Origin of the sequence: Sphingomonas sp. 3P27F8 (genome assembly GCF_005502745.1) — a bacterium.
GTDB lineage: Bacteria > Pseudomonadota > Alphaproteobacteria > Sphingomonadales > Sphingomonadaceae > Sphingomonas.
Map to the genome: position 1 here is coordinate 18932 of NZ_SCNL01000016.1, position 24773 is coordinate 43704.

Annotated in this window: 28 protein-coding genes; 4 read left to right on the top strand and 24 right to left on the bottom strand. The window is 65.3% G+C overall.

Going from position 1 to position 24773, the window contains the following annotated elements; all coding sequences use genetic code 11:
• Positions 1-25 precede the first annotated feature (25 nt).
• The gene (locus FFS35_RS16325) at positions 26-700 is read left to right on the top strand and encodes an antibiotic biosynthesis monooxygenase (protein WP_010408781.1); all 675 of its coding nucleotides are present in this window, start codon (positions 26-28) and stop codon (positions 698-700) included.
• 629 nt (positions 701-1329) lie between these two features.
• Entirely contained in the window at positions 1330-1809 is a 480-nt protein-coding gene (locus FFS35_RS20410) for a hypothetical protein (RefSeq protein WP_231376736.1), read from the top strand.
• A 641-nt stretch (positions 1810-2450) separates the two neighbouring features.
• Here the strand turns inward: FFS35_RS20410 and FFS35_RS16340 are convergent.
• Positions 2451-2744 (bottom strand): response regulator, encoded by a 294-nt coding sequence (locus FFS35_RS16340; RefSeq protein ID WP_231738481.1) that lies wholly within the window; start codon positions 2742-2744, stop codon positions 2451-2453.
• A gap of 100 nt (positions 2745-2844) precedes the next feature.
• Between FFS35_RS16340 and FFS35_RS16345 the strand changes: the two genes are divergently transcribed.
• Positions 2845-3153, top strand: a complete 309-nt coding sequence (locus FFS35_RS16345) for a hypothetical protein (protein WP_010409222.1) — start codon at positions 2845-2847, stop codon at positions 3151-3153.
• Between the two features lie 2 nt (positions 3154-3155).
• Here the strand turns inward: FFS35_RS16345 and FFS35_RS16350 are convergent, their stop codons facing one another.
• Positions 3156-4415 carry a Y-family DNA polymerase gene (locus FFS35_RS16350; protein ID WP_137787993.1) on the bottom strand — a complete coding sequence of 420 codons (1260 nt, stop codon included), beginning with the start codon at positions 4413-4415 and terminating at the stop codon, positions 3156-3158.
• A 5-nt stretch (positions 4416-4420) separates the two neighbouring features.
• Complete coding sequence (umuD, locus tag FFS35_RS16355) at positions 4421-4834, bottom strand: translesion error-prone DNA polymerase V autoproteolytic subunit (protein WP_007406310.1); 414 nt, start codon at positions 4832-4834, stop codon at positions 4421-4423.
• A gap of 116 nt (positions 4835-4950) precedes the next feature.
• Here umuD and FFS35_RS16360 point away from each other — a divergent pair, with 116 nt between their 5' ends.
• A complete protein-coding gene (locus tag FFS35_RS16360) occupies positions 4951-5400 on the top strand; it encodes a hypothetical protein (RefSeq protein ID WP_007406364.1) in 450 nt (149 codons plus the stop codon).
• Positions 5401-5579: 179 nt separating this feature from the next.
• On the opposite strand, the gene FFS35_RS16365 is transcribed toward FFS35_RS16360, so the two are convergent.
• The 21 genes from FFS35_RS16365 to FFS35_RS16460 form a co-directional block, all read right to left on the bottom strand.
• Positions 5580-5774, bottom strand: coding sequence for a hypothetical protein (locus FFS35_RS16365; protein WP_007406362.1), 195 nt, complete (start codon positions 5772-5774; stop codon positions 5580-5582).
• Positions 5749-5901, bottom strand: coding sequence for a hypothetical protein (locus FFS35_RS20095; RefSeq protein ID WP_007406311.1), 153 nt, complete (start codon positions 5899-5901; stop codon positions 5749-5751). The genes FFS35_RS16365 and FFS35_RS20095 overlap by 26 nt, the downstream gene beginning before the upstream one ends.
• Positions 5902-5948: 47 nt before the next feature.
• Positions 5949-6230: an HU family DNA-binding protein gene (locus FFS35_RS16370; protein WP_010409234.1), complete on the bottom strand. Its 282-nt coding sequence runs from the start codon at positions 6228-6230 to the stop codon at positions 5949-5951.
• Positions 6231-6274: 44 nt separating this feature from the next.
• On the bottom strand, positions 6275-6940 hold the full coding sequence (locus tag FFS35_RS16375; protein WP_283214574.1) for an SOS response-associated peptidase family protein: 666 nt from the start codon (positions 6938-6940) through the stop codon (positions 6275-6277).
• A gap of 27 nt (positions 6941-6967) precedes the next feature.
• The gene (locus tag FFS35_RS16380) at positions 6968-7324 is read right to left on the bottom strand and encodes a hypothetical protein (protein WP_007406320.1); all 357 of its coding nucleotides are present in this window, start codon (positions 7322-7324) and stop codon (positions 6968-6970) included.
• 348 nt (positions 7325-7672) lie between these two features.
• On the bottom strand, positions 7673-10921 hold the full coding sequence (locus FFS35_RS16385; RefSeq protein ID WP_007406358.1) for a conjugal transfer protein TraG N-terminal domain-containing protein: 3249 nt from the start codon (positions 10919-10921) through the stop codon (positions 7673-7675).
• A gap of 24 nt (positions 10922-10945) precedes the next feature.
• Positions 10946-12388 (bottom strand): conjugal transfer protein TraH, encoded by a 1443-nt coding sequence (locus FFS35_RS16390; protein ID WP_007406347.1) that lies wholly within the window; start codon positions 12386-12388, stop codon positions 10946-10948.
• Positions 12388-13296 carry a conjugal transfer protein TraF gene (gene traF, locus FFS35_RS16395; RefSeq protein ID WP_066282994.1) on the bottom strand — a complete coding sequence of 303 codons (909 nt, stop codon included), beginning with the start codon at positions 13294-13296 and terminating at the stop codon, positions 12388-12390. The genes FFS35_RS16390 and traF overlap by 1 nt, the downstream gene beginning before the upstream one ends.
• A 1-nt stretch (position 13297) precedes the next feature.
• Positions 13298-13705: a hypothetical protein gene (locus tag FFS35_RS16400; protein ID WP_007406345.1), complete on the bottom strand. Its 408-nt coding sequence runs from the start codon at positions 13703-13705 to the stop codon at positions 13298-13300.
• Positions 13702-15837 (bottom strand): conjugal transfer protein TraN, encoded by a 2136-nt coding sequence (locus FFS35_RS16405; protein WP_126027388.1) that lies wholly within the window; start codon positions 15835-15837, stop codon positions 13702-13704. The genes FFS35_RS16400 and FFS35_RS16405 overlap by 4 nt, the downstream gene beginning before the upstream one ends.
• Before the next feature lie 3 nt (positions 15838-15840).
• A complete protein-coding gene (trbC, locus tag FFS35_RS16410; RefSeq protein WP_066674860.1) occupies positions 15841-16584 on the bottom strand; it encodes a type-F conjugative transfer system pilin assembly protein TrbC in 744 nt (247 codons plus the stop codon).
• Positions 16585-16593: 9 nt separating this feature from the next.
• A complete protein-coding gene (traU, locus tag FFS35_RS16415; protein WP_066282719.1) occupies positions 16594-17607 on the bottom strand; it encodes a conjugal transfer pilus assembly protein TraU in 1014 nt (337 codons plus the stop codon).
• Entirely contained in the window at positions 17604-18050 is a 447-nt protein-coding gene (locus FFS35_RS16420) for a hypothetical protein (protein ID WP_007406338.1), read from the bottom strand. Before FFS35_RS16420 ends, traU begins: the two co-directional genes overlap by 4 nt.
• Positions 18047-18334: a hypothetical protein gene (locus FFS35_RS16425; protein WP_137787995.1), complete on the bottom strand. Its 288-nt coding sequence runs from the start codon at positions 18332-18334 to the stop codon at positions 18047-18049. The genes FFS35_RS16420 and FFS35_RS16425 overlap by 4 nt, the downstream gene beginning before the upstream one ends.
• Positions 18331-18990 (bottom strand): type-F conjugative transfer system protein TraW, encoded by a 660-nt coding sequence (gene traW / locus FFS35_RS16430; RefSeq protein ID WP_137787996.1) that lies wholly within the window; start codon positions 18988-18990, stop codon positions 18331-18333. The genes FFS35_RS16425 and traW overlap by 4 nt, the downstream gene beginning before the upstream one ends.
• Positions 18987-19580 carry a S26 family signal peptidase gene (locus FFS35_RS16435; protein ID WP_024310620.1) on the bottom strand — a complete coding sequence of 198 codons (594 nt, stop codon included), beginning with the start codon at positions 19578-19580 and terminating at the stop codon, positions 18987-18989. Before FFS35_RS16435 ends, traW begins: the two co-directional genes overlap by 4 nt.
• The gene (locus tag FFS35_RS16440; RefSeq protein ID WP_024310621.1) at positions 19564-20244 is read right to left on the bottom strand and encodes a TrbI F-type domain-containing protein; all 681 of its coding nucleotides are present in this window, start codon (positions 20242-20244) and stop codon (positions 19564-19566) included. The genes FFS35_RS16435 and FFS35_RS16440 overlap by 17 nt, the downstream gene beginning before the upstream one ends.
• Positions 20237-20611 carry a hypothetical protein gene (locus FFS35_RS16445; protein ID WP_024310622.1) on the bottom strand — a complete coding sequence of 125 codons (375 nt, stop codon included), beginning with the start codon at positions 20609-20611 and terminating at the stop codon, positions 20237-20239. The genes FFS35_RS16440 and FFS35_RS16445 overlap by 8 nt, the downstream gene beginning before the upstream one ends.
• Complete coding sequence (gene traC / locus FFS35_RS16450) at positions 20608-23172, bottom strand: type IV secretion system protein TraC (protein ID WP_007406319.1); 2565 nt, start codon at positions 23170-23172, stop codon at positions 20608-20610. Before traC ends, FFS35_RS16445 begins: the two co-directional genes overlap by 4 nt.
• A gap of 5 nt (positions 23173-23177) precedes the next feature.
• Positions 23178-23963 (bottom strand): conjugation transfer protein, encoded by a 786-nt coding sequence (locus tag FFS35_RS16455; RefSeq protein WP_010409254.1) that lies wholly within the window; start codon positions 23961-23963, stop codon positions 23178-23180.
• Positions 23960-24772, bottom strand: a complete 813-nt coding sequence (locus FFS35_RS16460) for a DsbC family protein (protein WP_066282721.1) — start codon at positions 24770-24772, stop codon at positions 23960-23962. The genes FFS35_RS16455 and FFS35_RS16460 overlap by 4 nt, the downstream gene beginning before the upstream one ends.
• Between the last annotated feature and the right edge of the window lies 1 nt (position 24773).

Here is a 24773-nt window from a genome sequence, read left to right on the forward strand (position 1 = left end):
TACCATCGGAACAAGGAGAGAAAAGATGCACAAGGCACTGTTCGTAGGCATTGAAGCCGGGCCGACCCACCAGGAAGATGCCGCTGAATTCCTCCGGGGTGCGCTGGAGCCGGTCGAGCATGAGCAGGACACGCGGCACTGGTACGCGCTGCGCTTTGGCCCCGCCGACTTCGCCATCTTCGATACCTTCCCCGGCAATGCCGGCCGGCTGAAGCATCTGTTCGGCACGGTCGGCCGGGCGCTGGTCGTGAAGACCTTCACCATCCTCAACGGATTGCCGGAGATCGAGCCGGCCGACATCCTCGCCCTCAAGGTGCCGGCGGCGGACGCCCTGCCGCGCTTGGCCCTGCATGTTCCGCTTGAAGCACGGGACGGTGCGGAGGAAGAGGTTGCCCGCTTCCTCCAAGGAGCCCGATCGGCCGTGGAGCGGGAGCCTGGCACCCTGTCGTGGTACGCTCTGCGTCTCGGAAAGACTCGGTTCGCCATCCTCGATACCTTCGCCGACGAGGCAGGGCGCGAGACGCATCTGTCGGGCGAAATCGGCACGGCGCTATCCGGAAGCGCTGCTTCGCTGTTCGCCGAGCCTCCCCAGATCCACCGCGCACAAATCTTGGCGTTCAAGATTGCATCCGCTGGTGATGAGGAGAGGACGAGCAGGAACACGTCGGTCGCGCGGCCCCTTGAGAGAGGGACAGTCTGATGGACACGAAGCAGAAGGTGCTCGTTGGAGCGGCCGTCGCCAGCACCGCGGCAGCCGGGGCCGCGTTCGCGTTCAAGTCCGCGGGCACGGATTCGAAGCTCACCAAGGTCGCGTGTCCGCCGTCAGCACCAATGGCACAGATTTGAGGTTGTGATTTAAGGAGGATCTGGGCTTCGTCGTAGTGACGAAGGAACGAAGATGAAGCCCAGATCCTCCAATGTAAAATCGCCCGCCAAGGCCTCAGCAGAGCGGGTAGTGAACCGTGGATTTGAGGGATGCACAGCTCCCTGGGGTCGATTGTCGTTAGCGGCAAACCATTGAACATCGGGTATGGTCAGTTCCGTCCGCTCACGGACGTGCTGATCGGAAAAGCGCTCTCTACCGCCACAAGCGGTGTAGAGGGCGACTAGGTGCTTGGTCGCAAGATCCTTCTCCAAGCTGCGGGCACCCGCAATTTGGGCGAAGCTCGATCGCCCCAATAGGGAGCCGTAGCGCTCAGGGCTGACGCGCTTCAGAAGCCAACAACACGGCGTGCGTCATGCACTATAGTCAGCCGGCGGGCGTGGTGCGTCGCACCCCGTGCTCGACGGAGACGACAGCGCTTCGCAACGCCTACGGAGTGCGGTGATATGAGGGTCGCGGTGTGGTCGGTAGCGGGATTGCTGCTAGTGTCCTGCTCGCCGAACGCACCGCAACCCGAGGTCCCGGCCGGCTGGAAGTCGGTCGGGATCCCTTCGTGCTGCACGGTCGCCATTCCATCAGATGCGACTCTGAAGGCGGGAAAGGACCCGGTAGACGATCCGGTGTTCCTGCTGCGCGGGCCGGGCTACGAAGGCATGTTCACAGTGACAGGCCGAGGATCGGCGCTGCCGATCGCGAGCTCCGGGACCAACTACAAAGCGGATCAGCTCACGCTCGACGGCCGCCCCGCAGGCGTAGCTTCCTACCGTGTCGCCGACCCGAACTATCCCGAGCGCCGCAGCCTTCTGTGGACGTTTGCTGGGCGGAACGACGGATCGGGGAAGAACCTGGTGCTTGATCTTTCCTGCAAGGAAACGGGTTGTGCCGTATTCCTGCCTATGATCGGCTCCCTCGACGCAAAACCATGAATACTCGCTGCCTTATGGGTCAATGCCGACCGGGAAGCCGATCCGGCTTGTCGGCCGGCTGGAGCGTTCGTTATGGGGCGACGACGACTTTGGCCGGTTCCAGCTAGACGACGCCGCGGTCATCGCAGTCGACGGGCCACGTTGAGGCGGGCCCGGCTGGGCCGAAGGTCGAGCCCACGGGTTGGGTAGGCGGGATAACGACGCAGCCGCTACGATCGGGGCGGTTCCTTTATACCGGCTGGGGCATGAAGAGAATCCTATCCCGACCATTGATCCCATTCGGGACGGTCGCGGCCAGCGCGCTTCGACTGGTTCAGTCGTAAACGTATATCTGTGCCCGCTCTATGCGCCACCCGCTGTTCGCAAAAGCCTTCCTTTCTGACGACCTTGCCGGCGGGCCATGACCGCACCGCATTTCTGCTGCCCGCCGCTTGTCAGAACTGTTCTGAAAACGTGCTTCGCAAAAGCGTCTGCCGGCGACGGGTTTGGAGAACCCACTGGTAGAAAGCGTGAGCACGACGCCTCGTTTGCAAGCAGCGCCGGATAATGGCGAGCACACTGGCAGATAATTTGAGCAGGTTGCCACGCGCCAGTGGCAGATAGCGTGAGCAGAAAATCTGGCTGTTTGCGAGCAGGCGCCGTTATGATTGCAAGCGCCTACAGATATTGCCGCTGGCGATCACGATCTCGATCCAGGGCCAGTGCTGTGCGACATGACGCGCCAGCGCAAAGCCGTTGATCGATCCCGGCATCTCGACATCGGAGAACAGCAGGATGGTGTTGTCGGCCTGCTCCTCCAGCAGCACGATCGCGGTATCGCCGTCCATCGCCTCATGACAGCGAAAGCCGGCGTCCTCCAGGATCAGCGTCATGTCCATCAGGATGATCGGGACGTCATCGACCGCGAGCGCGAAAGGTACGGTCGACGTGTTCATCACCTCTACAACCGCCTGTATCCATAATCGCTCCCGCGACCGGCACGATGCTGCCGCCAAATCGTTGATGGCCTGACGGAAATTCGAGGGAGAACATCGAATGCGTAGCCTGGTTGCTGTGTTCACGGTCGGGATATTCGCGATCGCGACCCCTGCCGGCGCGCAGGACATGCCCGGCGCAGTCGATCTGGGCGCGCAAGCGCGCACCCAGGTTCAGTCAGCGACTGCTCGTGGCTATGCCGAACGGGGCGGGGCGGCGACCGCGCGAGGTCCGAACGGGGTGCCACTGTCCGCTCGCGCGAAAAGCTATTGCGACAGCTATTCCGCACGGTTGCGCCAGTACGGCGCGAAGGATGGGCGAGTGATGAAGCTGGCAGCGGCCTGCCGGCAGGCAGGCTATCGCTATTGATCTCACCGCGCGATCGGCACCTGATCGATCCGCGTGGTCCAGGACGGGCTCTTGAAAGCACGCTTGGTGTCGTAGCTCTTCTGGCCAAAGCCCTCGGAGGCAAGCCGCATCGTGTTGCGGCCGAACCGCCCGTTGAGCCCGTCGATCGCGGCGAGCAGGGCAGGGGATCGCGGATCGGGCACCGCGAACAGGTCGGCCTGGTGCGCGGTCATCGGCTCCAGCCCCTCGAGCATGACGCCGCACTTGGTGTAGACGCCGCCAGTTTCGTACATGACATCCGCCATGCGGCCCGCCATACCGCCGATCACGCGCGGATCATTGGTCGCCGGCGACAGCCGCGCTATGCGCGAGGCGGACGGCGCGTTGGGCTTGAACCGGCTTCCGTGGGCAAAGGCGATCAGGCGGGTGGCAGCGAGATCCTGCGCGCGGATCTTCTCGGCCGCGCGGACCGCGCGGCGCACCATCGCCTCGCGCAGCGCCGCGACCTCGCGCACCGGCTCACCGAAGCAGCGGGTCACCGCGGTCGCCTTGGACGGGGGCGGCTCCGGCTCGAAATCGGTGCATTCGACGCCGTTCAGCTCGCGCACGAGCCGCTCCAGCACCACCGTCCCCACGTCGCGCGCGACCTCCGGGGGGAGGGCGGCAAGATCGGCCGTCGTCCTGACGCAGAGCGGTCGCAGCCGCTCGGTCATCGCTCGCGCGATGCCCCAGACCTCCTCGACCGGCCATTGCGCGAACAGGCGCCGCCGCAGCTCGATGTCGTGCAGGTCGACCACGCCCTTCCAGACCTTCTCCGACGCCTTGGCGAGGGCGTTGGCAACCTTGCTCAGCGTCCGGGTCGGGCCAAGCCCGATGCGGATCGGCAGGCCCGTCGCACGCTTGACGGCCGCGATCACGCGGTGCGCGGCCGCCACGTCGCCCAGGCCGTTCGGGAGCACCGGCAGGCGAAAGAACGATTCGTCGATCGAGTACACCTCGACCGTGCAACTGTGCTCGGCGAGGACCTGATTGAAGCGACGATTCATGTCGGCATACAATTCGTAGGAACTGCTGCGGTATTGGATGCCATGCTCGCGGACGATATCACGAATCTTGAACATCGGCGCACCCATCTTGATGTGCAGCGCCTTGGCCTCCTCGGAGCGCGCGATGGCGCAGCCGTCCCCGTTACTCAGCACGATGAGCGGTTTATCGCGCAGCGACGGGTCGAATACCCTCTCCGACGAGCAATAGAAGTTGGAGACGTCAGCGATCGCCCACATGGCGGTCAGCCCTGCAGGTTGCGCACGGAGGCGCGGACGACGCCCCACACTTCGACACTCTCATCCGCGATCACCGCGTCGTAGCGCATCCGCGCGTTGCGGGCCTCGAGGACCGGCTTGCCGTCGCGCCAGACCAACTGGCGGATCACGAAGCCCCCGTCGACCACGGCGATGACGATGCGGCCGCTAACCGGCGTGGCGTCGCGATCGACCACCACCACGTCGTCATCATAGATTCCAGCGTCGATCATGGACTGTCCGCTGACCCGGAACACGAAGCTGGCGGCGCGGTCGAGGCGCAGCAGCGCCACGAGATCGATCGCGGTTTCCTCCCAGTCCTGGGCAGGCGAGGGGAAGCCAGCGCCGGCCGCGCTCACCACCCTCAGGCGAAACGCTGGCGGCAGATCGGCGATCGGCATCGGTTGGGACAGGGGAATCACACACGCGGACATGCGCGCATGATATGCTGGATAAGAACATGAAGGGAACGAGATTTTCCTTTTGTTCTCATTTCGCATGACTCATAGAGTCATGGATGCCGATCCGCCCCGAAAACCGCTGGCTGTACCCGATCGACTGGCCGCTGCTGTCGGACCAGATCCGGTTCGTGCGGGCAGGAGGGCGCTGCGAACGCTGCCGGCGACCGCATCTTCGGCACGTCGCGCATCTGGGCGATGGGCGCTGGTGGGATAGCGAAGCGCGATGCTGGCGATCGGGAGAGGGGCGACGGGTGAAGGTCGGCGACCTCTTCGCGCTCGACGTCGTGCGGATCACCTATGTCGTGCTGGCCTGCGCGCATCTGGATCATGATCCTGGCAATAGCGCGCCGCGCAATCTCGCCGCGCTATGCCAGCGATGTCACATGCTCCACGATGCCGAGGAGCATCGCTGGCAACGCTGGTGGAATGCGTTTCGGCTGCGCGCGCTGCAGGATCTTTACGAAGATCCGCGACACGCTCGCGCGCGAGAACGACGGCGCGGCTAACTCGCGACTGACTGGCAAGCCTTAGCTGCGAAAAAGCCACGTCAGTCTCTGCAAGAACGATGCCGGAAATCTGCTAAGCCATTGATTTAACATAAGATATATTATCGAACAAAACAGGAACGTGGCTTGTGCCGGGTCGGCAACAGCGGCTTAACCAGCGGCCGAACTCTTAACTTGGCTCAATAGTCGAGGTTGCGTTTTTCCATCTGTGCGGCCGCGAGGTCCGCGACCGGACCAGCGCCTTCGGCCAGCTCGTAGATCGCTATCACAGCCCTGTCGTCGAGACGCTCGACCATTGCCTGGACCGCTGACCAGTTAGCCACGTCGAGCGCGACCGTCGTGCTTTCCTTACCGGACACGGCGATCGGCCGCATCAGCCATCTTCGACCAGCGATCGGCCGAATGCAGCATACGGTCCCGAGCATGGGGGAGAACGAGCTGCTGCGCCTCGGCAAGATCGGCCGCTGCCCTCGCGCGGTAGTCGGCTGCGGTATCGGCCATGAAGTCCCCTCAGTTTAGGCCAGCGTTCTAAAACCCTGGCCCGTTTATCACTTGCCGTTCATCCGATCGCGGACCGCCTTCGCCGGCGCGAACGTCAGCTTGCGTGACGCCGCGATCGTGATCGCCTCGCCCGTCGACGGGTTGCGCCCCTGGCGCTCTGGGGTGTCCTTCAGCTTGAACTTGCCGAACCCGTTGAGGCTGACTTCCTCGCCGGTCGCGACAGCCGCGGTGATGTTCGCAAGGATCGCATCGATGACCTTCCTGGCGTCCGCCTTTGCGAGGCCATGGGTATTGGAGAGCTGTTCGGCCAGATCGGATGTCGTCGTCATGAACACGTCCCGGTGGTGAATGATTGGACCGGCCTTAGCCCGGTTCACGTCGCGCCGCCATCGGGAGTTGCCTCCTGCGCGCTCATCTCGCCCTCATAGGGGCGGACGAGCTTCAGGGCGTCTTCATAGCTGCCGTCGAGCCATGCCGTGAAATCGCGAGGGTGAAGGATCGCCGGCATTGCCTTGGGATGCCAGGGATCGACGGTGGCGTTGGGAGAGGTGGTGCAGAAGGCATAGGCATCGCCGCGCTCGGTCGGCCGCCACAGACCGGCGAAGAAGGCGATGGGCTGGTCGGGCAGCGAAAACCACATCTGGCGGGGTTTGCCATCGTCGCCCTTCCCGCCCTCGGGATGCGGCTCGGCGAAGTGCGTGAACGGGACCAGGCAGCGCCGATCGGGATTGGCGATCGACGGCTTCCACATCGACGATGAGAGATACCGCGCATTGGTGACGAACTTGTCCAGCTTGACCGCCGGGTCGCGCTTGCTCGCTACCTTGGTCGGGAAGCCCCATTCCATCGCGATCGGCTCAAGCGGGCGGTTACCCTCCCCTGCCCGCCTGACGACCAGTCCGTAGCGCGCTGTCTTCTTGCCCGTCGGGAAGATCTCGCGCGGCACCGGGTAGGTCTCGTCCTCGGGATAAGGCGGCTCGAAACCGACCGCCCGCGTCACCGCGGCCTGTTTGGCGCTCAGCCGATATCGGTTGCAGATCGGTCCGGCTCCTTCATCGTGCCCAGGCTAGAAGAACTCCCGGCCACCGCGATACTCGCGCCAGGCATTATCCCATTTCGTGCCAACGTCGCCACTCACCGGCCGCGCGCCGACGTCGAATCCGGCCATCACGTCGTCGATATGCGGTGCCGGCACCGGAATGTTGAACGGCGCGATCCTACGCGCCTTCAAGTGCCAGACATAGGCGAGCTCGTGATCGGTGACCGGCGCGGCCTTCCCCCACGCCACGTCCTGGAACTGGCGCTGCGCCGCGCTCCTCGGCCGACGCTCGCGCAAACGCAGCGCATCGTAGAACAGCAGATGCTCGCGCAGCAGCGCCTCGTAGCGTTCGATCGTGCGCGGGTTTTCGCCGTCCTGCTCCACCGTGCCCACTCCGTCAGTACGGGTGAAAATCCTCGCCAAACTCAATCCGATATGCTAGACTTTGCAAGCCTAATTCTGACCATCACGGTCAGCCACGGATTGAGGAAGGAGCGGCCATGTTGAACCACGAAACTGGCCAGATGGACTGGGGCAGCACTGCCAACCATTCGCTATACTTCAACCCTGATAATTTACTCGATCCAATGACGCACCGTGGGCGGGAGCTAATCACCGAGGGTTCTACCAGCACTGACAGCGACGATATATCTTTCCCCAATGCTGACGGTCCTGCGTGGCCTTTGTTCTTGATCGCGGCGCTTATTATCTGCGGATTTTTTCTCTCACCTTTCAGTTCCTAAGCTGAAATCTACGCGGGTCGACCGGAGCGCCATCTTTCCACAGTTCGTAGTGAAGATGCGACCCGGTCGATTTTCCGGTGCTGCCAACACGCCCGATCACCGCCCCAGCCTGGACGGTACTTCCAACCTGAAAAGCCGACCGATCCTGCATGTGGAAGTATTTGCTCTGTGAGCCGTCGCCATGCTGCAGGACTACATAATTGCCGGCGCCGTTGGCCTGGAAGTCGTTTCGTATGACCTGACCCGAGGCTGGCGCACGGATTTCTGTCCCTGCTGGTGCTGCAATATCCACGCCACGGTGATGCCGTCCCGGCTCGCCGGTGACCGGGTCAATCCGACCACCCATTCCTGAACTCAGCCGCCCAGAGATCGGCAACATTGCCCGCTCACCGCGGGGGACTTCGTATACATGGCTGGTGCCAGCGCCTATACCGAGGTTGTCACGGACCCAGTTGCGCGCGCCCTCGACACCGGGAAGTGTCGTCGTGATCCACGCGTCGTTGCGCTCCCGGACATGGTCACCGAGCTGACCCGCCGTCCCTCTCGCGTCGTCGACGCCGTTGCCGACCTCGAACGCGCCGCGCGTGATGCGCGCTGATGCGTTCGGAATCGCGTCAGCGACATTGCCGGCCAGATCGAGATCGCGCGAACTCTCGCGGATCGATACATCCGGCCCTTGCGCCCTGACGCCGGCGGCGCGCTCATTACCCCATTGTTGTACTGCACCCGGTGTCGCCGATGCAGGGCCATGCAGCTGCCCGGACAGGCGCTCAGGCACGCTTACACCCAATTCGTCGCGGACCGATGCAACGCGGCGCTCCATGAACTCACCAAGCAGGATATCGCGCACCTGTTCCTGTTGCGGGGTGCGGGGCATCACCATCCCCGGCGTCCACCCGAACTGCGACAGCGTATCGTCGCCTAGCAACCGCTCCTGAGCGTACACTACAAACTCCTGGCTCTCGTTCCGGTTGAGCGACCAACCCCGCGCCGAGGCCTCCCTGACATCATTGCTGACGCGCTGGAACGTCTCTTCGGCTCGAGTTGCTTCCAACGACGCCGACCGCGATTCCCCGACGCTTACGCCCAGCTTCTGCGACAGCGACCGAACCTCGCTATCTCCGCTCGTGCTGGTTTCGCGCATGAATTCATCGCGAGCTGAACGAGCCTGCGTCGTATTCGTTTCTTTGGTAAGATACTCTTGCAATTCGCCCAACGCTTGGTCGCTAGAAACTGTTCTGCCAGTATTTTCAGCTGACATGGACGAAAGCTTCAGTCCCAGACCAGCCTTGCCAGACAGTCCCCACTTTTTGATCAGATAATCGATTCCTGCATGACCGTCGCCTGTGGTTTGCGATATCCGCGCCACTTGCTGGCTATCGGCCTCACTAAAACCAAAGCGGCTCGTAAGGCCGTGCGAAAGACTCCTCGATAGATCAGTCATTCGAGCGACACTGTTATTGAACCCAGACCCCGTCTCGGTCGAACTTCCCCGACGATGCTCAGCGGCCGACAGCAGATCCGTCGCCGTCGTCGCCGTCGCGTTCCACGACTGCGAGGCGGCGCTACGAAGCGACTGAGTGTGCGTCTGCCCGTCCGAGAGCGCGCGGCTCATGCTGCTGTCGAACCCTGCGGTGCGCGTCGGCGTGAACGCGAGGTTCGAGATGCCCTGGCGCGTGTCGAACGCATTGGTCCCGTCCGCGAAACCGTAGGTCACGCCACCGTCGGCGTTGGTGAACGTGCCGACCGAATAGCCCGAATTGAACTTGGGCTGATCGTCGAACTTGTTCGCCTGGGTCATGCCCGACGTGAGGTTCTGGAACGAGGTGTTGCCATACGAATAGTTGCCGGTGGTGCGCTCGGTCGCCGCCTGCTCGGCCGCGCTGTGCGCCGGTTGCAGCATCGAGGTCGCATGCCCCGCGATCGCCATCGCCCCGCGCGCCATGCCGCCCGCGATGAACGGCACGCTCATCATCAGGAAGCCGGCGAGCGTCGAGATCGATTCATTGACGCTCGCCATTCCGTCGGAGACCAGCAGCGTCGGCCCGGTCGGCGATGCTGCATGATAGAGGCTCGCCGCCCTGCTCATCACGAACATGTGCAGGATCACGTAGAGCGGCCCCCACGACGCGAGGTAGAAGAACCCGGTCGCATAGCCCTTGAGCGTCTGCAGGCCCGTCCTGGGGAACAGGAACAGCGGAAACAGCACCGGGAACATCGCGTAGAACACGACCGTCAGGACGATGCCGAGGAGCGGCACCCAGGTCATCGCCTGCGTCGCGATCGAGGTGTAGGTGTTCTTGGCCTGTGCGTCCGCGCGCTGCGACGCATAGGCATCCCAACCGGCATCCGAGAAACTCTCGCGCGCGGCCAGGAACGCGTCGATCATCGAGATCTGCTTCAGGTAGGAATAGGCGTCGGTCGGCGACCCGTGCATCTGCGCCGCCACGATCGGCAGGTCATCGCGGATGCGCTGGGCCGCGACCGTATCGGCGATCCCGGGATATGCACTCTTCGCGAACGGCAGCAGATCCTTGTCGTAGGCAGCCTGCCACTGACCATCCATCCGCGAATAGGCTTCGTTGCACGGGATGATCGAGTTTTCGGTGGTGCCCGGACCGGTCGAGGTAATCCACCGCTGGCTGCGCGCCGGCGACCCAGGTCCGATCGATTGCCACAGATTGTTCGTCTTGGTGAGATCGTCCATCGCCTTGAAGCCGAGCAGCACATCATAGAAAGTGCACTGCTTCAGGTGCTCGTCGAGGTTCGCGCGGAACACGCTGTCGGTAATCTGGAACGTGCGCGCCTTGTCCATCAACCGCGCGCCGTAGATCATGCCGTTGTTGGTCAGCGCGAGCGCGTTCGGCATCACGAACACGGTCTCGGCCGAGCGCGTCATCCAGTCGCCGACCTGGCTGGTGAAGGAGGCCATCACTCCCAGACCCAGCGGCACATTGTCCACCACCGCCGGCGCGAGCGCGGGGTTGATCCGGTCGGTCACCTTCACCGTGACGGTCGGGACCATCAGCATCATGTAGATGAGCGTCGACTGCAGGAACCAGTTGAACCACGCCCGCCAGTCGAGCGAGAAGGCGACGACGAACAGCGAGTAGATGAAGCCCATCACCATCACAACCTGGAGCATCGAGCGATAGCCCCCGCCCCCGGTCCATGCCGCGACCGCGTTGAAGACGTTGACGATATATTCGCCCCCGCCGATCGTGAAGACTTCGAGCATCGCCGTCGCTCCCTTGCCGCCGCGTTACCGCAAGCCCTGAGCGCTGAGCCCGCGTCCGAACCGGAGCGATGCCGACAGCTGCGGGCTCATGGTGTTCTTGAGGGTGGATTCCATGAACTGGGTGTATTGGATCACCCGGTAGGTATTGGAGATCTGCCCGGCCATCTTCTCGCTGCGCCGCGACAGCTCGGTCTTCACGCTGTCGACCTGGGCGCGCCACGCCTTGAATTCGTCGGTCGAGACGAACTTCGCGCCCGCCTGCGCCTGCGAGATCGTGTCCAGCATCCGGTCGAGCATCGACATCAGCATGTCGATCGCGACCATCTCGGCGAGCGTCGCGCGATCGCCGCCCGACAGGCCCATGTGCGCCGCCTCGTTGACGACAAGGATCTTGTAGAGCGGGATCGAGGTCATGCCCAACAGCGCGATCTCATCGCCCGACAGCGCGGCATTTGACCGGATCTTGCCCGACATGCTGTCCATCGCCTTGAGGACGCGCGTACGCAGCGCCTCGTTGGTCGAGATGCTCAGCTTGGTAGGCGTGGGCTTCAGACACCCCTTGTCGTCAGTGGTGTCGCACTGCCACACGTCAGTCGGCGCCGAGGCGGTGCCGTCGAGCAGCGCCTGATAGGTGTCCCAGCTGGCCGGCGCGATGAACTGGAACGCGCCCATGCTGTCCTTGGCCTTGGTCGCATCGTAGATGATCGTACCGACCATCGTCATGAGGAACTCGGCATATTCGCGGGACGGCTTGGTCGCGCTCTTGGCGTTCAGCGCATACCAGGTGTAGTTCTTCGACTGGACCAGCTCGGCATCGTCACCGGCCTTGGCGATCGTCGACTCCCGCTCGCCCTTGTTGGTGCAGCCGTGACGCGCCGCGGCCGCGTCGGAGAAGAAGCCCTTCGCCCCGCCGACCTGCTGACAGATCGTCGAGGACGCCCCGTCCATCGCCGGCCACAGCGAGCCGATCGCCTGCTGCGCCGCCTCGCAAGAGGACATGTTGAACGCGTTCAGCTGCTGCACGCGCTGGCTCATGTCCTTCATCACCCCGCCGATCTGCGCGGAGATGCTGTCGATCGCGAGCTGGAACGCGAAGCCGATCGCGTTGTTGGCGGTCGCCTTCAGCATCGCCACGATCTCATCGGCGTTGATGAACGAGAACGACCCCGCGAACAGGTCGATGCCGCCACAGCCGCCACGCGCGCTGGGAAGCGCGACGCTGACCGGGTTGATCGACTTCTGCGGAAAGCGGCTCCACAGCGAACCACCCGAATAATAGCCCGCCGACTGACCCTGGAAAGCGGTCGGGCCGGTCACGTTCGCGGCCGCGCCCGACTTGTTGAAATAGCTGTTCATCTCGCCCTGGACGTCGGCCATCGCCGGCGTAGCGACGAGACCTCCAATCGCGAGGATCATGCTGGCCTGCGCGAGAACCGCGGCGCAGAAGCGGACGATCGAGCGGACCATCAGAAGTCACTCCCGGGCTTGACGCTGGTCAGTGTGAAGATGCGGTTCATCACTTCGTCGGCCGCCATCACGCCGTAGCCGATCGGCATGGGCTGCTTGGTGACAGTGTCGAACAGCACAAGCGCGGGCACCTGCTGGCCGCGCATGCCCATCGCCTTGTACTGGCCGGTGTCGACCGTATAGTTCGGGAAGGCGCGGGTCGGCCCGCCATCGAGCGAGATTGCCATGACGGTCAGGCCGAAGCGATCCGACACACTGCGCATGATCGGCCCGAAGGTTTCGCACGCAGCACAGGCCGACGAGTAGAAATAGAACACGCCGTACCGCTGCGAGATCCGCGACAGCACGCGCTCTCGATCCGCATTACGGCTATCGAGCCAGGTCCGCTTGCCCAGCTGGTTGACCGGGCGCTGGAGCGTGTAGTCGAGGTCCGGGTTCTGCCAGATCGTACGCTGCCACATGTCCGCGAAAGAGGAGGCACGATCAAGCTGCTCGCGCTGGAAAGCGATATAATGGCTGATGTTCTCGGGCGTCGGCTCGAGGATCGCCCGCGCCTTCAGCTCCTCCAGCTGCTTCGAGATCGCCGCAAGCTGCTCGGCCGAGGACCGCGCGGGCTGCGCCGATCGCTGCTCGGCGGGCCTGGCCTTCGGCTTGTCGCAATAGAACCAGGTGCCGAGCCGCCGCTCGCGGCAGTAGAAGTCGTCCCCGGTCTGCGCCGCGACGCGGTCGGCCGATCCCAGATCGTCCGCGCTGCCATAGCTGTCCTGGCCGCCATCGCGGCCGTCGTCACCGGCATCGCGGGTGGAGGACACCGAATCCGGCAGCGGCGTCAGGTCCTGCGCCGTCGCCGGCGTCAGCACGGGCGACGCGACCGAGAGGATGAGAGCGAGGGTCAGGGCCTTGCGCATGTCAGTCGTCCTTCTGTTTCTGCTTTTCGCGATCTTCCTGTTCGCGGCGGGTGAGGTAGGATTTGAGCGTCCCGAGGAGCGACGGCTCCTGAAGCGACACGAGCTGCGCCATGTCGTCTGCGAGGATGCGGAACAGGTTGCCGTACACCCCGATGATGAGGTTGCGGGCGTGCCGGCGCGGGTAGAGCGTCTCGCCCCGGCGCAGGATGAGGTTGGCGCGGATCAGCCGCGCGATCGTCGGTTCGAGATCGGCCACGCACAGCTTCGTATCGAACCAGCTGTCGAGCGTCGGGATAAGGAACCCGGCCGGGTGCGGTCCGGCGCGCAGGAGCGCGATCAGGACCGCAAATTCCGCGACCGACAGGTCGGGAAAGGGACGATGGTCCGACAGTTGCGTCACGCCGGTCATTTGCTCTTCTTCGCGTCGTAATAGGCCTTGATCCGCTCCTGGATCTGGCGCGAGGTTTCGATCTCGTCGGGCAGCTTCGCGGCGTCGACGAACTCGGCATAGACCTCGGTGAAATCCATCACCGACAGGTCGAGCCGCGAGAATTCGTCGAGCGTGAACCCCTTGCAGGTTTCCTTCTTGGCGCTGCCCCACGGCTTGTTGATCTGCGGGCGTCCCTGTTCCTGCAGGATGCGCGACAGCTTGCTTTCGAAGCAGCAATAGGCCGTCGATTTCGATGTGCAGATGCCCAGCACCTTGTCCGAGCAATAGTCGCCCAGCTTGTGGCACATCCCCATGCGGTCCTGCACGTCGAGAAGCTTCTCGTCGTTCGAGCACATAAACATGGTGAGGAATGGCGTCGCGAGCGCGGCGATCGCCACCGGCCCGCCCGCGATCGCGGCCGCGCCGGCAGCCGTGGTGATGAGGCCCGACGCCTTGCCAGCGCAGCAGTTGACCAGCCCGAACACCGGCTTGTGGCAGGTCTGCCGCTTGCCCGAAAACAGCGTCAGCGTATCAGGGTCGAATTCGGCATTGGCCTGGCCCAGCGCGTGCAGCCCGACCACGGCGTCCTTGAACTCGGTCGATGCCTCGCGCTCGACCGGCTCACACTCACCGTCGATGCAGTAGACGTCGTCACCACAGATATATTGCTTTGGATCGTTCGTCGGAGGCGACGGAACCGGACATTTGTAGACCTTCGTGGTTACCTGGCACGCACCAACCTGCGGATCGTCGAGGCACTCGTCACGCAGGAACGTGCATTTTCCGCCGTTCTCCAGATCGCTGCAATCGGACGCCTGGGTGATGCGCTGGCAGGTGAACGGGCGCGACCACGCCCAGCACGATGCCGTGACCGACACACCGTCAATGATCCGCGTCTCAGGCCCCTCGGTGCAGACCTCCGGTCCCGTCGCGGTGCAGGCGGTGTCGGCCACCAGCGCCGGACAGCTTCCCTCGTTGCGCTTTAGCGTGATCTCGCGCGTACCTTCCTTCCTGAGATACACTGTGCCGGTCGCGTAATTCTGGTGCGCCGGGATCTCCGCCTGGGGGATTTCGGCCGAGCACGAATAAAGCTGCGCGGTGGTGCGCATTGAGGACAGGCTCTTGCACCAGCGACGATAGTCTTCGACGTTGCCGCCGCCCGCCCCCAATTCGATCTGCGCATCGCAGATATGCGGCGTCCCCGCCTCGACCCGGCAAATGCCGGCACTGACCTTGGCCTGCATCACGCTGTTGCGGGCGAACCCGTTGCCCTCGTTCTGGTCGCGCACGCCGTAGTAGAAGTACCGCAATGTATCGACGATTACCGGGTCCATCCTGCCCGTGCAGGTCGCCGGGGTTTCCTCGAGCTTCGCGCCTTTGTTGCAGGTCGCCTCGTAATAATCGGTGGTGCCATTGGGTGGCAGCGGCTTGCAGCTGCTTTCCGTGCCGCCCACCGACTGACCGGCGAGATAGCTGTTCGGGTCCTTCTCGACGTCCTGCGCGCGCGTGAGATCGCCGGCAGGCACAGTCACGACTTTGCGGCCCGGATCGGTGACGAGCTGCCACGCCTCGTTCGCGCCTGCAGCCGACCCGCCCGCGGCGATCAGCGCATCGGGATCGTCGGCATAGGCTTCGCCGGGCTGCGGGCCGCTGCTGAAGCCCGGGATGGTGGAGGGCAAATCGGTCGAGGAGATGATGCCGCCCGAAGCCTGACGCGCCGGCGTCGCGAGGGCCTTCGCCTCGGCGCGTGCACCCGCCATATCCCCCTTGGGGTAAGTGTAGGTTGAACTGCTCGACTGCGCGCTCGGCTCGGCCGCTGCCGCATTGCTCGATGCCGCGGGCTGCGCCGTGCGGGCCGAGCTGGCGGTTGTCCGCGCGACAGCCGCGCTCGGCTCGGGGACGCTGGTCACCGTCGTCTTGGCGACCGGCGCGGATGTGGGTGTGGGGGTCGGGGTGGGCTTGGGGGTCGTGTCGCTGAAGTAGGTGTAATCGCCCAGGCCGTAGAAGTCGCCGACGCCCTGCTGGGCCTGCTGGGTGGACTGGACCTGGGCGAGCGCCTGCGCTGCCAGAACCGGCGCCAGAAGACCGATCAGGATGCGGCCCCCCCGCATGGTTCAGGGATTCCGGCCGAGGTTGGCGAGCGCGGTCCGCGCGACCAGCGCGCCGGGACCGTTCTCGCCCGCGAACGTCTCCAGCGCGTAGCGCACCGTGACATTGCCCTCGATGCGATCGAACGGAGGCGGCGTCGTCTTGCATGTGAGGCCGTCGCACGGCGTGAAATCGCTCGACGAGACCACCATCGTCGGGACCGCGGTCACGTCGAACGCGCGGAACAGGCGCGGGTCGATCCCGATCGAGGCGAACTGCTGGTCCTTCTCGACCACCCTGGAGAGCGCGGCGATGAACGCCTTCCCCGAATTACCGGGGAAGCCCCGGAACACCACGACACCGCCAGCGGCCGAGGTATCGGCGATGATCCGCTTCAGCGCCTGTTCGGGCATCGAGGTGGACACGAACACCATGAACTGCGGCGCAGTGCCCTGGTTCTCCTTGAGGTTGGCGGACGCGGCGTGGATCATCTCGTCGAAGTCGACCGCACCCGCCGGCCCCCTGGGCAGGCTCGCCTTGTCGATCGTGCGCATCTGCTCCAGCGCGACCGCCTGCACGGTCTGCGCATCCTTGCGGAACGCGTCGCCGCGCCGCTCCACCTCGTTCACTAGCGCGGTCGCGTCCTGTTCGGACTTGGCCGATCGCGCGCGGATCGCGTCGAGATCGAGCCCCTCGACGGTCTGGGCGAGAACGGCGCAGCCGGTGCCGATCGAGGCGATGGCCAGCGCGGAAAGGAGGAGCTTCTTCATGTCAGGTCCTCACAGCATGCAGCAGTTGCGCTTGCGCCAGAGCAGGTAGCCGAAGTCCTCGCCCTTGACGGGGAAGGCCCGGCCCGCGTCGGGCGGGAGCGTCGTCGCGCCGATCGGCGAGCAGGCATATTTGCCGCTCACCGTGGGCGTCGGGTTGGTCATCTGGATGCGGTATTGCGACTTCTTCAGGATCGGCATGACGTACTTGTTGCAGAGCGCCTTCGATCCAGCGGTGCCCCAGGCCAGCCCCTGCCGGTGCATCTTGAACAGGAGCCGCTCGGCCGCGAGGCGCGAGGACTGGACCGGCGAATTATGCGCCGCGATATTGCCGTTCATCGGGAACATCGAGCCGTTGCAGCCCGAGCACCAGAACATCGGGTCGATCGGCAGCTTCGCGCTCGCCGCGACGCAGTCGGCCGCGCAGGCGGCGACCGCGATCGGATTGTTGAACAGCGCGACCTCGGGATTGATGAGCGTGGTCAGCACGTCGTCGTTCCAGAGCGGATCGATCTCGGTCATATAGGCGACGTCGAACGAGGCTTGCTCGAAACACAGGAAGTCGGTCAGGATCTCCATCCAGTAGAGCAGCGGGTAGACGTAATAATGCGCCTGCCAGTTGGCGCTGTTCTGGGTCGTACCGCCCGCGATCTTCGGCCCGGTATACTGGCCCTGCCCGATATCGAGCCCCGGATTGAGGCGAAGTCCGCCGAGATTCGGGAAGCACCACGGCTTGGTGGTCACATCGACGAGCCGCGCCGGTTCCCAGAAGCCGATCGAGATGCCGATGCGCGGGATCGGCGAACCGCACGCACAGACCGGCAGGCTTGGGTTCTTGGTATCGGGTCGGCTCCCCGGCCAGATGTGCGCGCCGCCCACCGACAGCGGGAACAGGCACGACCAGCAGACGTCGGTGATCGGGTTGACGAACTTGCCGGTGCAGTTGGCCGGGAGCGCGCTCGCCGGCGCCGGCAGCAGCGCGAACGCGGCGATCATGCCGAGCAGGGTGAGCAGGCGGCGGATCATGCGCCGGGCTCCTCGGAGAAAGCGATGACCAGGGGCACCATCCGGGCGCGGTCGCGTCCATCGAAGCTTATCGACTGATCGGCCAGCGCGCGCACCAGCGCACGGCGTTTGCCAACCGATATCGTCCGCCCGCTTTCGGCAAGGACGACATCGATTTCGTTTCCGATCGACGCGGCGGTCACCGGATCGGCACGGCCCCCGAGAAGCCTTCGTACGAGGGACTCGATCTCGCAATGCACGCGGGACAGGAACAGCAGCGCAGGGACGCTCGAGAGCAACGCCACGGTCGCGATCGATACGACCATCGACAAGGCGACGACGGGAAAGAACATCCAGGCCGGGAACAGCGCGAATATGGCGAGAACATATGTCCACCCGAAGCCGACTGCCGCGACACACAGAAGCGCGTAGCGCGCGATCAGGCTGATGCGCTCAGTCGTCATGCCCTGCCCTCCCCGTCCGGCTGCGCCGCGAGGCTTGCGTCAAGGAAAGCGTTATCGGCCCGGTTCTTGGCGATCACATAGACCGGCACGAGCACGACCAGCGCCAGCACCAGTCCGGCGAGTGCGCCCCCTGCCCCGGCGCCGAGCGCGGTGCGCAGCGGCTGCAACGAATAGATGGCGACCGCCAGCGCGATCGCCGACCACAGGATCGCGAGCCGCATCGCCTTGAGGGCCGGCGTCTCGGGCGCGGCCATCGGCGTCCTGAGCATGTCGAGCCACATCATGCGCCCGCTCCCGGCATCTCGATCTCGCTGATCTTGAGCACCTGGCCCGCCGGTTCGACCACGGCGGGGACGCGCGCGATCCCGAAATGGCTGGTGAGATTGCCCTGCTGGTCGAAGAAGAAGCGGCGCTTCTTCTCGCCCATGCGGTTGAACGGCGAGCCGGCGACGAAGATGATCTTGGCATTCTGCGCGGTCCACCGCTTCAGCGCCCAGTCGACCTGCGCATCGTCACGGCCGTCGATGAACACGAGGTCGGTCTTCATCGCGACGAACGAGAGCGGATTGACGCGCTGCCCGGCGCGCGCGACGAGCCGGCCCTTCTGGTCCTGGATATCCTGATCGAGCACGATCGTCGGGTCGAACGTCCAGCTGCGGCTCTCGCGCACCGCGCCGATGCCGGCGACCGGAATCGGGTTGCGCACGCGCTCCTCGGTCTTCTCGCGGAGCGCCGTCTGCATACGCTCGATGCCGCCATTGGCCTGCAGCGTCTTGAGCCTGGTGTCGATCGTCGCCAGCAGGTCCGGCTCGGCGATCGCCCAGGTCTGGCCCATCACGCCGTGATCCTTTGCGAGCGCGCCCTGCACGATCGGCCAGGACGACGAGGCGACCAGCGCCACGCCCAGGGTTCCGCCGAAAAGGCCCGCGCGCCGGATCACAGGATCGGCGTCCCGGTGCCGATGATCTGCTTCGCGCAGGCAAAGCCGATCTCGCCGTAGCGGCTGTCGAACCCGTCGGGGTGTGCGGTGCCGACATAATAGCAGCCCTCGGGAACGCGCCCGACCGGTCCCGGCGTCAGCACCTCGCCGAAGCGCGAGCGCGGCTTCATGTGCGCGACGCGGACGCCGTCGACATAGACCCATTTCCCGCGATGCTCGACCAGCGCCCCGGCCTCGCCGATCACGCGCTTGCCGAACGGTCCCGAATCCGGTCCGAAGTGGCGGCGCACCAGCTCGCCCTCGGGCGGCGCGAAGAACACATAGTCGCCCTTGGCGGGCACGCGGCCGCGCTGGATGAAGAACGCCCAGTTGGGGAGGCTCTCGCTCGCGTTTATCATGAAGGCGTGCGTCTCGCGCCACGCGGCGATCGAGTTGTAGCCGCCCCACACGATCCCGAGCAGCGCGACCGCGCTCCACTGGCGGACCCGCTTGACGATCAGCGCCTTGCGGGCCGCGCGGTCCCCGGCGACGTCAACCGCCGTGGGAGCCGCATGACCGACCCGCGCCAGCGCCTCAGTTGCCGCTGCCATCGACCCCTCCCGGCGCGGACTGGGTGACCGTCGCCTCGACCGGCGAGACCGGCGCAGGCCCGAACGGCGAAGCGGTCGGGACCGCCGCCCCTGGCGCGGCCGGCGCGACGTTCCCGGAGGCTTGGGGAAGCATCGCACCGACCGCGGGACCGGCCGGGGTGTTCGGCGCGGCCGCGGGGAGCGGCACGCGCGCGAAGACCGCGCGGCGGATCTGGTCGGTGATATCGGGGACGTTCTTCGAGAGGACCGCCTCGCCGACGAGGACGGTGGTGCCGCTCGCGCCGACCTTCTTCATCTCGTCGTCGAGCGCGGACATGAAGGCCTGGGTCTGCGCGGCCACCTGTTGGGGCTGGCCGTTACTGTGGCTCTGCGCCTGGACATATTCCGAGACGATGCCTTCGAGCCGGACGCTCGCCATCGGCACGGTCGCGGGCGGGGCAAGGAGATGCTTGGTCACCCACGCCCCCCAGAGCAGTACCGCGACCGCCAGCGCGACCGCGACATAGGCGATGACGGGCAGGCCCTGCGGCTTGCGGCGATCCACCTTGTCCGCGACCGGACGGCGCGGTGCCGCACCGGCAGCGTCATCACGGGGTGCCGGGGCCGGAGCGGACGGTTGCACCGCCGCGGACGCGACCTCGGGACGATCGAGAACATCAACCATGACGGGGGCCTTTCGTGGAAGTGATGATCGCGCCGAGCAGGCGCACGCGGGTCACGGCGACGATGCCGAACGCGACCAGCCACACGACGAACAGCTGGTCGCCGAACGCCGCGCGGCGTGCCTGGTCGGCCGCGACGAAGCGCGTGCCGAGGTTGGCGACCTGCGAGAAGAAGCCGAGCGCGGTGAAGTCGCCTAGCATCAGGAAGAACAGGATCGCGACGCCGAAGGTCGCGAGCAGCGTCATCGCCATCCAGCCCGACACCCGCAACAGGATGTAGCAGGCGTCGCCGATCGCGCGCGTGCCCGTGCGTTTCCAGTCGGTCGCGGTCGGCGTACGCCAGTCGCGCTCGTGCGTGAAGGCGTTCATTCCGCCGCCTCCACCCAGGGCTCGCCCGGAGGATTGTCGCGATATTCCTCGGGGAAGGCGACGCGTTCGATCGCCTCGTCCATCGAACAGCCGAGGTCGATCAGATGCTCGATATCGGCGAAGGTCTGCGGGCTGGAGGAATAGAGCGTCGCCGAATATTTATCGAGGACGAGCCGCCCGACCGCCATCGATTCCGGCCCCTTGATGAGGATGTCGGAATATTCCGCGCCGTTGCGCTTCAGCGAACGCAGCAGGCTTTCGGTGTAGGGGTCCATGTCGAAGCGGCCGTGCTTCTGGAAGTCCGAGATCGTGTCGGGCTTCTGCATCAGGATGACCGACCAGTCGGAGTTCTCCAGCGCCGCGAGGCTCCCTTCCGACTTGTAATAGTCGTTGAGGCTCTGCGTCGCGGTGATGAGCGAGGCGCCATATTTGCGGCAGGTTCGGCTGTAGGTCTCGACGAAATCGGCCATCGACCCACCGCGCAGCATCTGCCACGCCTCGTCGATCAGCAGCGCCTTGGGGATCTGGCGGTCCATCCGGCGCATCGTCTGCGACGACATGAACATGATCGCGGTCAGCACGACCGAGCGCAGTTCCTCGCGGCTCGACAGGTCCGAGAGTTCGAACACCGTTAGCGCGTTCGACATGTCCACCGACGCCTCACCGGTGAAGAAGCTGCCGTAGGTGCCCTTTCCCGAGAACGGGAACATCGCGATCGCGAGATCCGTCCCCTGCACAGAGCCGTCGGAGCCGAGCGCCTCGATCACGTCGTCGACGCACCCTCCCCTGCCCTTGGCCTCCCACACCTGGTTGACCGCACGATCGATCAGACCGCGCTCGGTGTCGTTGAGCTTGTCGATGTGACGGCCCATCTGCCCGATGATCGACTTGAGCATCGCCAGCGCGTCGACGAGATAATCCTCGTCCTGCGCCACCAGCGTCTCGTCGATCATCGAGAACGGATTGAGGCTGAACCCGTCGCGCAGGCGAAACTCGACGAAGTTGCCGCCCAGGCTCTTGGCCATATGCTCGAACGAGCGGCCGTCATCGATCACGATGATCTTGGCGCCCACGCCGGCGAACGCCGCGCACAGCTCTTGCAGCGCGACCGACTTGCCCGAGCCGGACTTGCCGAACACCGCGACATTGTGGTTGCCGGCCTTGTTCTCGAACGGCGACCAGAAGAAGGGCTGGCCGCGCCGCCCGATGAACATCAGGTGCGGCAGATGCCCGCCGAGATACTCGCCCTGGATCGGCAGCATATTCGCCGCGGTCGAGGTCAGCATCGTGCGCAGCCGCTTCATGCGCTTCAGGTCGCTGTCGAGCCCGTTGCCGAGCGTCATCGGCAGACACGACATGAACGCCATGATCTGGAGGAACCGCTCGTCGAGCAGGTCCCACCCGGCCGCCTTGTACATCGACTTGACGGTGCGCTCGTTAGCGTCCCCCTGCCCCTTCGGGCTGATGATGCCTACCGCATAATAGGCCTGCACCAGCTTCTTGCCGAGACGCAGCTCCTGGGTGACATGCTCCCATTCGCGGCTCTGGTCCTTCAGCTGCGGGAGCAGCCGCGCCGACTTCGAGTCCGCCAGGCTCGACGTACGCATGAACTTGTAACCGGCCTTAGACGAGGCGGCCTGTTCGTCCTGGTAGCACAGGCATAGCGACGTGAGAGTCGGGCACCCCGGGCGCAGCTTGTCGGAGAACATGTCGCCGATCAGCTTCTGCACGTCCCACGGCGCCCAGCGGTTCGGCAGGTTCCTGACCGAGAAGAAGCGATAGTCGAACGTGTCGGGCCGGATCTCCTGATACTGCGTCTCGCCCGACAGGTTCGTCACCGCGCGCAGCGGCTCGACCGATACCAGCAGGCGGTCGGCCTGGACGACGGTCTGGACGTCGCGCCGCACGCATTGGTCGGCGATCGGATCGAGTTCTGAATATTCCGAGACGTGGTCGGAGACGTCGAACGCCGGCGCGGTGATGTCGTCGATCAGCGCGATCAGATCGACCGGCTTCAGCCGGGTTGCCGGCATGTCGATCGACTGCAGCGTCGAGACGATGCTGTCGCGGACGCCGGTCAGCTCCTCCGGTGTCGCCTTCCCGCTACGGATCGAGACCGACAGGAAGATGCGATGGTTGCGGACGTGGAACGGTCCGTCCTTCGACATCGATACCCATGCGCCGTGACGCAGGAACGCCGACCGCCGCTCGGCGATCTTGCGATGGATGCCGCCCGCCTTGTAGCGCGGCAGCGCATATTGCGCGATCAGCGCGCCCACACGCGGGCTCTGGAATGCGAGCAGCTGGACCCGCGCGCTGGGCGGGACGCTCTCGGACAGCATCTGCGCGATGATCTCCCCGGTGCGCTCGTCCGCACCCATGAGCGGCGCGAGTTCCAGCGCGAACGCGATGCTGTCGGTCTGGTAGAACAGGTCGTGCCGCGCGTCGTAGCTGCGATACGGCAGCCACTGCGACAGCATCGGCGCGCCATGCGAGGGTGTTCCCTGGTCGGGTGCGCGCGTATCGCCGAGCAGGCGGGCTATGAAGCCGGTCTTCGCCATGACGATCAGTCCTCCACGCGCGGCGAGAAGGTCGCTGGGCGGTTACCCGGCGTGCTCGACGCGAGTTCGGGCGAAGCCGGCTTCTGCGTCGCGGCGATCGGCACACCCTTGCCAGCAGCCGCGTCGCGCGCCCTGGCCCGCGCGGCCGCGACCGCTGCCGCACTTGGTGCGCCGACCGCGCTCGCCGCACCTGCGGCCGCTGCCGGGGCGGCGACCTGCGCGACCTCGGCGGGCACCGGGGGAAGCGCGGCGATCGGCGCGCCGAGCTGCGAGAGGATCTCGGGGCTGACGTTGAGCGTCTGCGTCGCGGCAAGCGCCGAACCGTGGCCGTCGGTCGCCGCCAGCCACTGGCCGTTGTCGACCACCGCCTGCACGACCGCGGTCTCGTGGAAGCGCCCAGCCGCGTCGACATGCGAGGGGAACACGATCCGCAACACCTTCTGCGGCCCGACCCCCGCCGCCTGCGCCGGCACCGGCGTCGAGGCATAGGCGATCCGCTGCGTTCCCCCGCTGTTGCGCGCGGGTGCCTGGTACGGGCCTGCCGGATGATAGCCGCTGTCGCCGGTGATCTCGGCCAGCGCCTTGTCATCGATGACGGTCGCCGGCGAGCAGCTGCCGCCCTCGGGCGCGCCGCACGCGAACTTGCCCGAGATGTTGGTCCCCAGCGTGGTGCAGCTGGCGAGCAGTCCCAGGCTCGCGGTCGTCGCCAGCGCCGCAATACGCTTCGCGCGGGCGTGCGGGCGATAGTCGGAAACCGGGCAGGCCGGCAGGCGGATCACGGATCGGGTCACGACTTGGCTCCCTTCAACCATTCGACGAGCTGGGCCTTGGGCCTGAAACCCTCGATCACCGCCCCGTCGGAGCGGACGATGACGGGCGTCCCGTTGATGCCGTGCGCCTTGGCGAACGCCTCGTTCTCATCGAGACCGCTGGTGTCGCACTTCGGGCCTGCCGGGACCGGGTTCTGCGCATAGGCCGCGCGGACCGCCGCATGACGATCGCGGGCGCACAGCACCTGGTTGGCGATCTCGCGGCTTCCCAGCACCGAGATCGGGCGCTCGATGACGCGCACGTTCATCGTCTCGAGCGCCTGACTGAGCGCGCGGCAGTAGCCGCAGTGGAAATCGGAGAAGACGGTGACCGTCTGCGTGCCCGAACCCCACACGATCGCACCCTTGCTCGACAGCCGCGTCACATCGAGCGTGCGGGCGACGGCGGGCTGGGTCGTGACTCGCGCACCCGCCCGCGCCGCGCCGGCCTCGGGCGCATCGGGCGTGGCATTGGCCTTCGCCGCGCCGCCCACCAGCATATCGGGATTGAGCGCGAGCAGCTTGGCGGCGGTCAGATCCTGCCGCGTCTCCATGTCATAGACGCGGCCGATGACGAGATAGCGCGCCGACTTGTCGACGTAGAACAAGTTCGCACCCGCCACGACCTCGCACAGCCCGTCGACCTTGGAGCAGTCGATCGCATCGACCTTGGTCTTGGGAAGCCGCTTCTGCAGCGCGACCTGGACCTGCGCGCCGATCGGCGCTTCGGCCGAGCCGGTCAGCAGCATCGCCGCCCCCGCCATCGCGCCGATCATGATAGTATTTGCCATG

What these genes read in the sequence shown, in the direction of transcription:
- FFS35_RS16385 (WP_007406358.1), bottom strand. Translation starts at nt 10,921, where the DNA reads ATGCTCGAAGTCTTCACGATCGGCGGGGGCGAATATATCGTCAACGTC.
- FFS35_RS20410 (WP_231376736.1), top strand. Translation starts at nt 1,330, where the DNA reads ATGAGGGTCGCGGTGTGGTCGGTAGCGGGATTGCTGCTAGTGTCCTGC.
- FFS35_RS16345 (WP_010409222.1), top strand. Translation starts at nt 2,845, where the DNA reads ATGCGTAGCCTGGTTGCTGTGTTCACGGTCGGGATATTCGCGATCGCG.
- FFS35_RS16370 (WP_010409234.1), bottom strand. Translation starts at nt 6,230, where the DNA reads ATGACGACGACATCCGATCTGGCCGAACAGCTCTCCAATACCCATGGC.
- FFS35_RS16325 (WP_010408781.1), top strand. Translation starts at nt 26, where the DNA reads ATGCACAAGGCACTGTTCGTAGGCATTGAAGCCGGGCCGACCCACCAG.
- FFS35_RS16350 (WP_137787993.1), bottom strand. Translation starts at nt 4,415, where the DNA reads ATGTGGGCGATCGCTGACGTCTCCAACTTCTATTGCTCGTCGGAGAGG.
- trbC (WP_066674860.1), bottom strand. Translation starts at nt 16,584, where the DNA reads ATGAAGAAGCTCCTCCTTTCCGCGCTGGCCATCGCCTCGATCGGCACC.
- umuD (WP_007406310.1), bottom strand. Translation starts at nt 4,834, where the DNA reads ATGCCGATCGCCGATCTGCCGCCAGCGTTTCGCCTGAGGGTGGTGAGC.
- FFS35_RS16435 (WP_024310620.1), bottom strand. Translation starts at nt 19,580, where the DNA reads ATGGCAGCGGCAACTGAGGCGCTGGCGCGGGTCGGTCATGCGGCTCCC.
- FFS35_RS16340 (WP_231738481.1), bottom strand. Translation starts at nt 2,744, where the DNA reads ATGAACACGTCGACCGTACCTTTCGCGCTCGCGGTCGATGACGTCCCG.
- FFS35_RS16390 (WP_007406347.1), bottom strand. Translation starts at nt 12,388, where the DNA reads ATGGTCCGCTCGATCGTCCGCTTCTGCGCCGCGGTTCTCGCGCAGGCC.
- FFS35_RS16440 (WP_024310621.1), bottom strand. Translation starts at nt 20,244, where the DNA reads ATGGTTGATGTTCTCGATCGTCCCGAGGTCGCGTCCGCGGCGGTGCAA.
- FFS35_RS16460 (WP_066282721.1), bottom strand. Translation starts at nt 24,772, where the DNA reads ATGGCAAATACTATCATGATCGGCGCGATGGCGGGGGCGGCGATGCTG.
- FFS35_RS20095 (WP_007406311.1), bottom strand. Translation starts at nt 5,901, where the DNA reads ATGGCCGATACCGCAGCCGACTACCGCGCGAGGGCAGCGGCCGATCTT.
- traF (WP_066282994.1), bottom strand. Translation starts at nt 13,296, where the DNA reads ATGCGCAAGGCCCTGACCCTCGCTCTCATCCTCTCGGTCGCGTCGCCC.
- FFS35_RS16405 (WP_126027388.1), bottom strand. Translation starts at nt 15,837, where the DNA reads ATGCGGGGGGGCCGCATCCTGATCGGTCTTCTGGCGCCGGTTCTGGCA.
- FFS35_RS16425 (WP_137787995.1), bottom strand. Translation starts at nt 18,334, where the DNA reads ATGATGTGGCTCGACATGCTCAGGACGCCGATGGCCGCGCCCGAGACG.
- traC (WP_007406319.1), bottom strand. Translation starts at nt 23,172, where the DNA reads ATGGCGAAGACCGGCTTCATAGCCCGCCTGCTCGGCGATACGCGCGCA.
- FFS35_RS16360 (WP_007406364.1), top strand. Translation starts at nt 4,951, where the DNA reads ATGCCGATCCGCCCCGAAAACCGCTGGCTGTACCCGATCGACTGGCCG.
- FFS35_RS16400 (WP_007406345.1), bottom strand. Translation starts at nt 13,705, where the DNA reads ATGACCGGCGTGACGCAACTGTCGGACCATCGTCCCTTTCCCGACCTG.
- FFS35_RS16445 (WP_024310622.1), bottom strand. Translation starts at nt 20,611, where the DNA reads ATGAACGCCTTCACGCACGAGCGCGACTGGCGTACGCCGACCGCGACC.
- FFS35_RS16420 (WP_007406338.1), bottom strand. Translation starts at nt 18,050, where the DNA reads ATGACGACTGAGCGCATCAGCCTGATCGCGCGCTACGCGCTTCTGTGT.
- FFS35_RS16365 (WP_007406362.1), bottom strand. Translation starts at nt 5,774, where the DNA reads ATGCGGCCGATCGCCGTGTCCGGTAAGGAAAGCACGACGGTCGCGCTC.
- traU (WP_066282719.1), bottom strand. Translation starts at nt 17,607, where the DNA reads ATGATCCGCCGCCTGCTCACCCTGCTCGGCATGATCGCCGCGTTCGCG.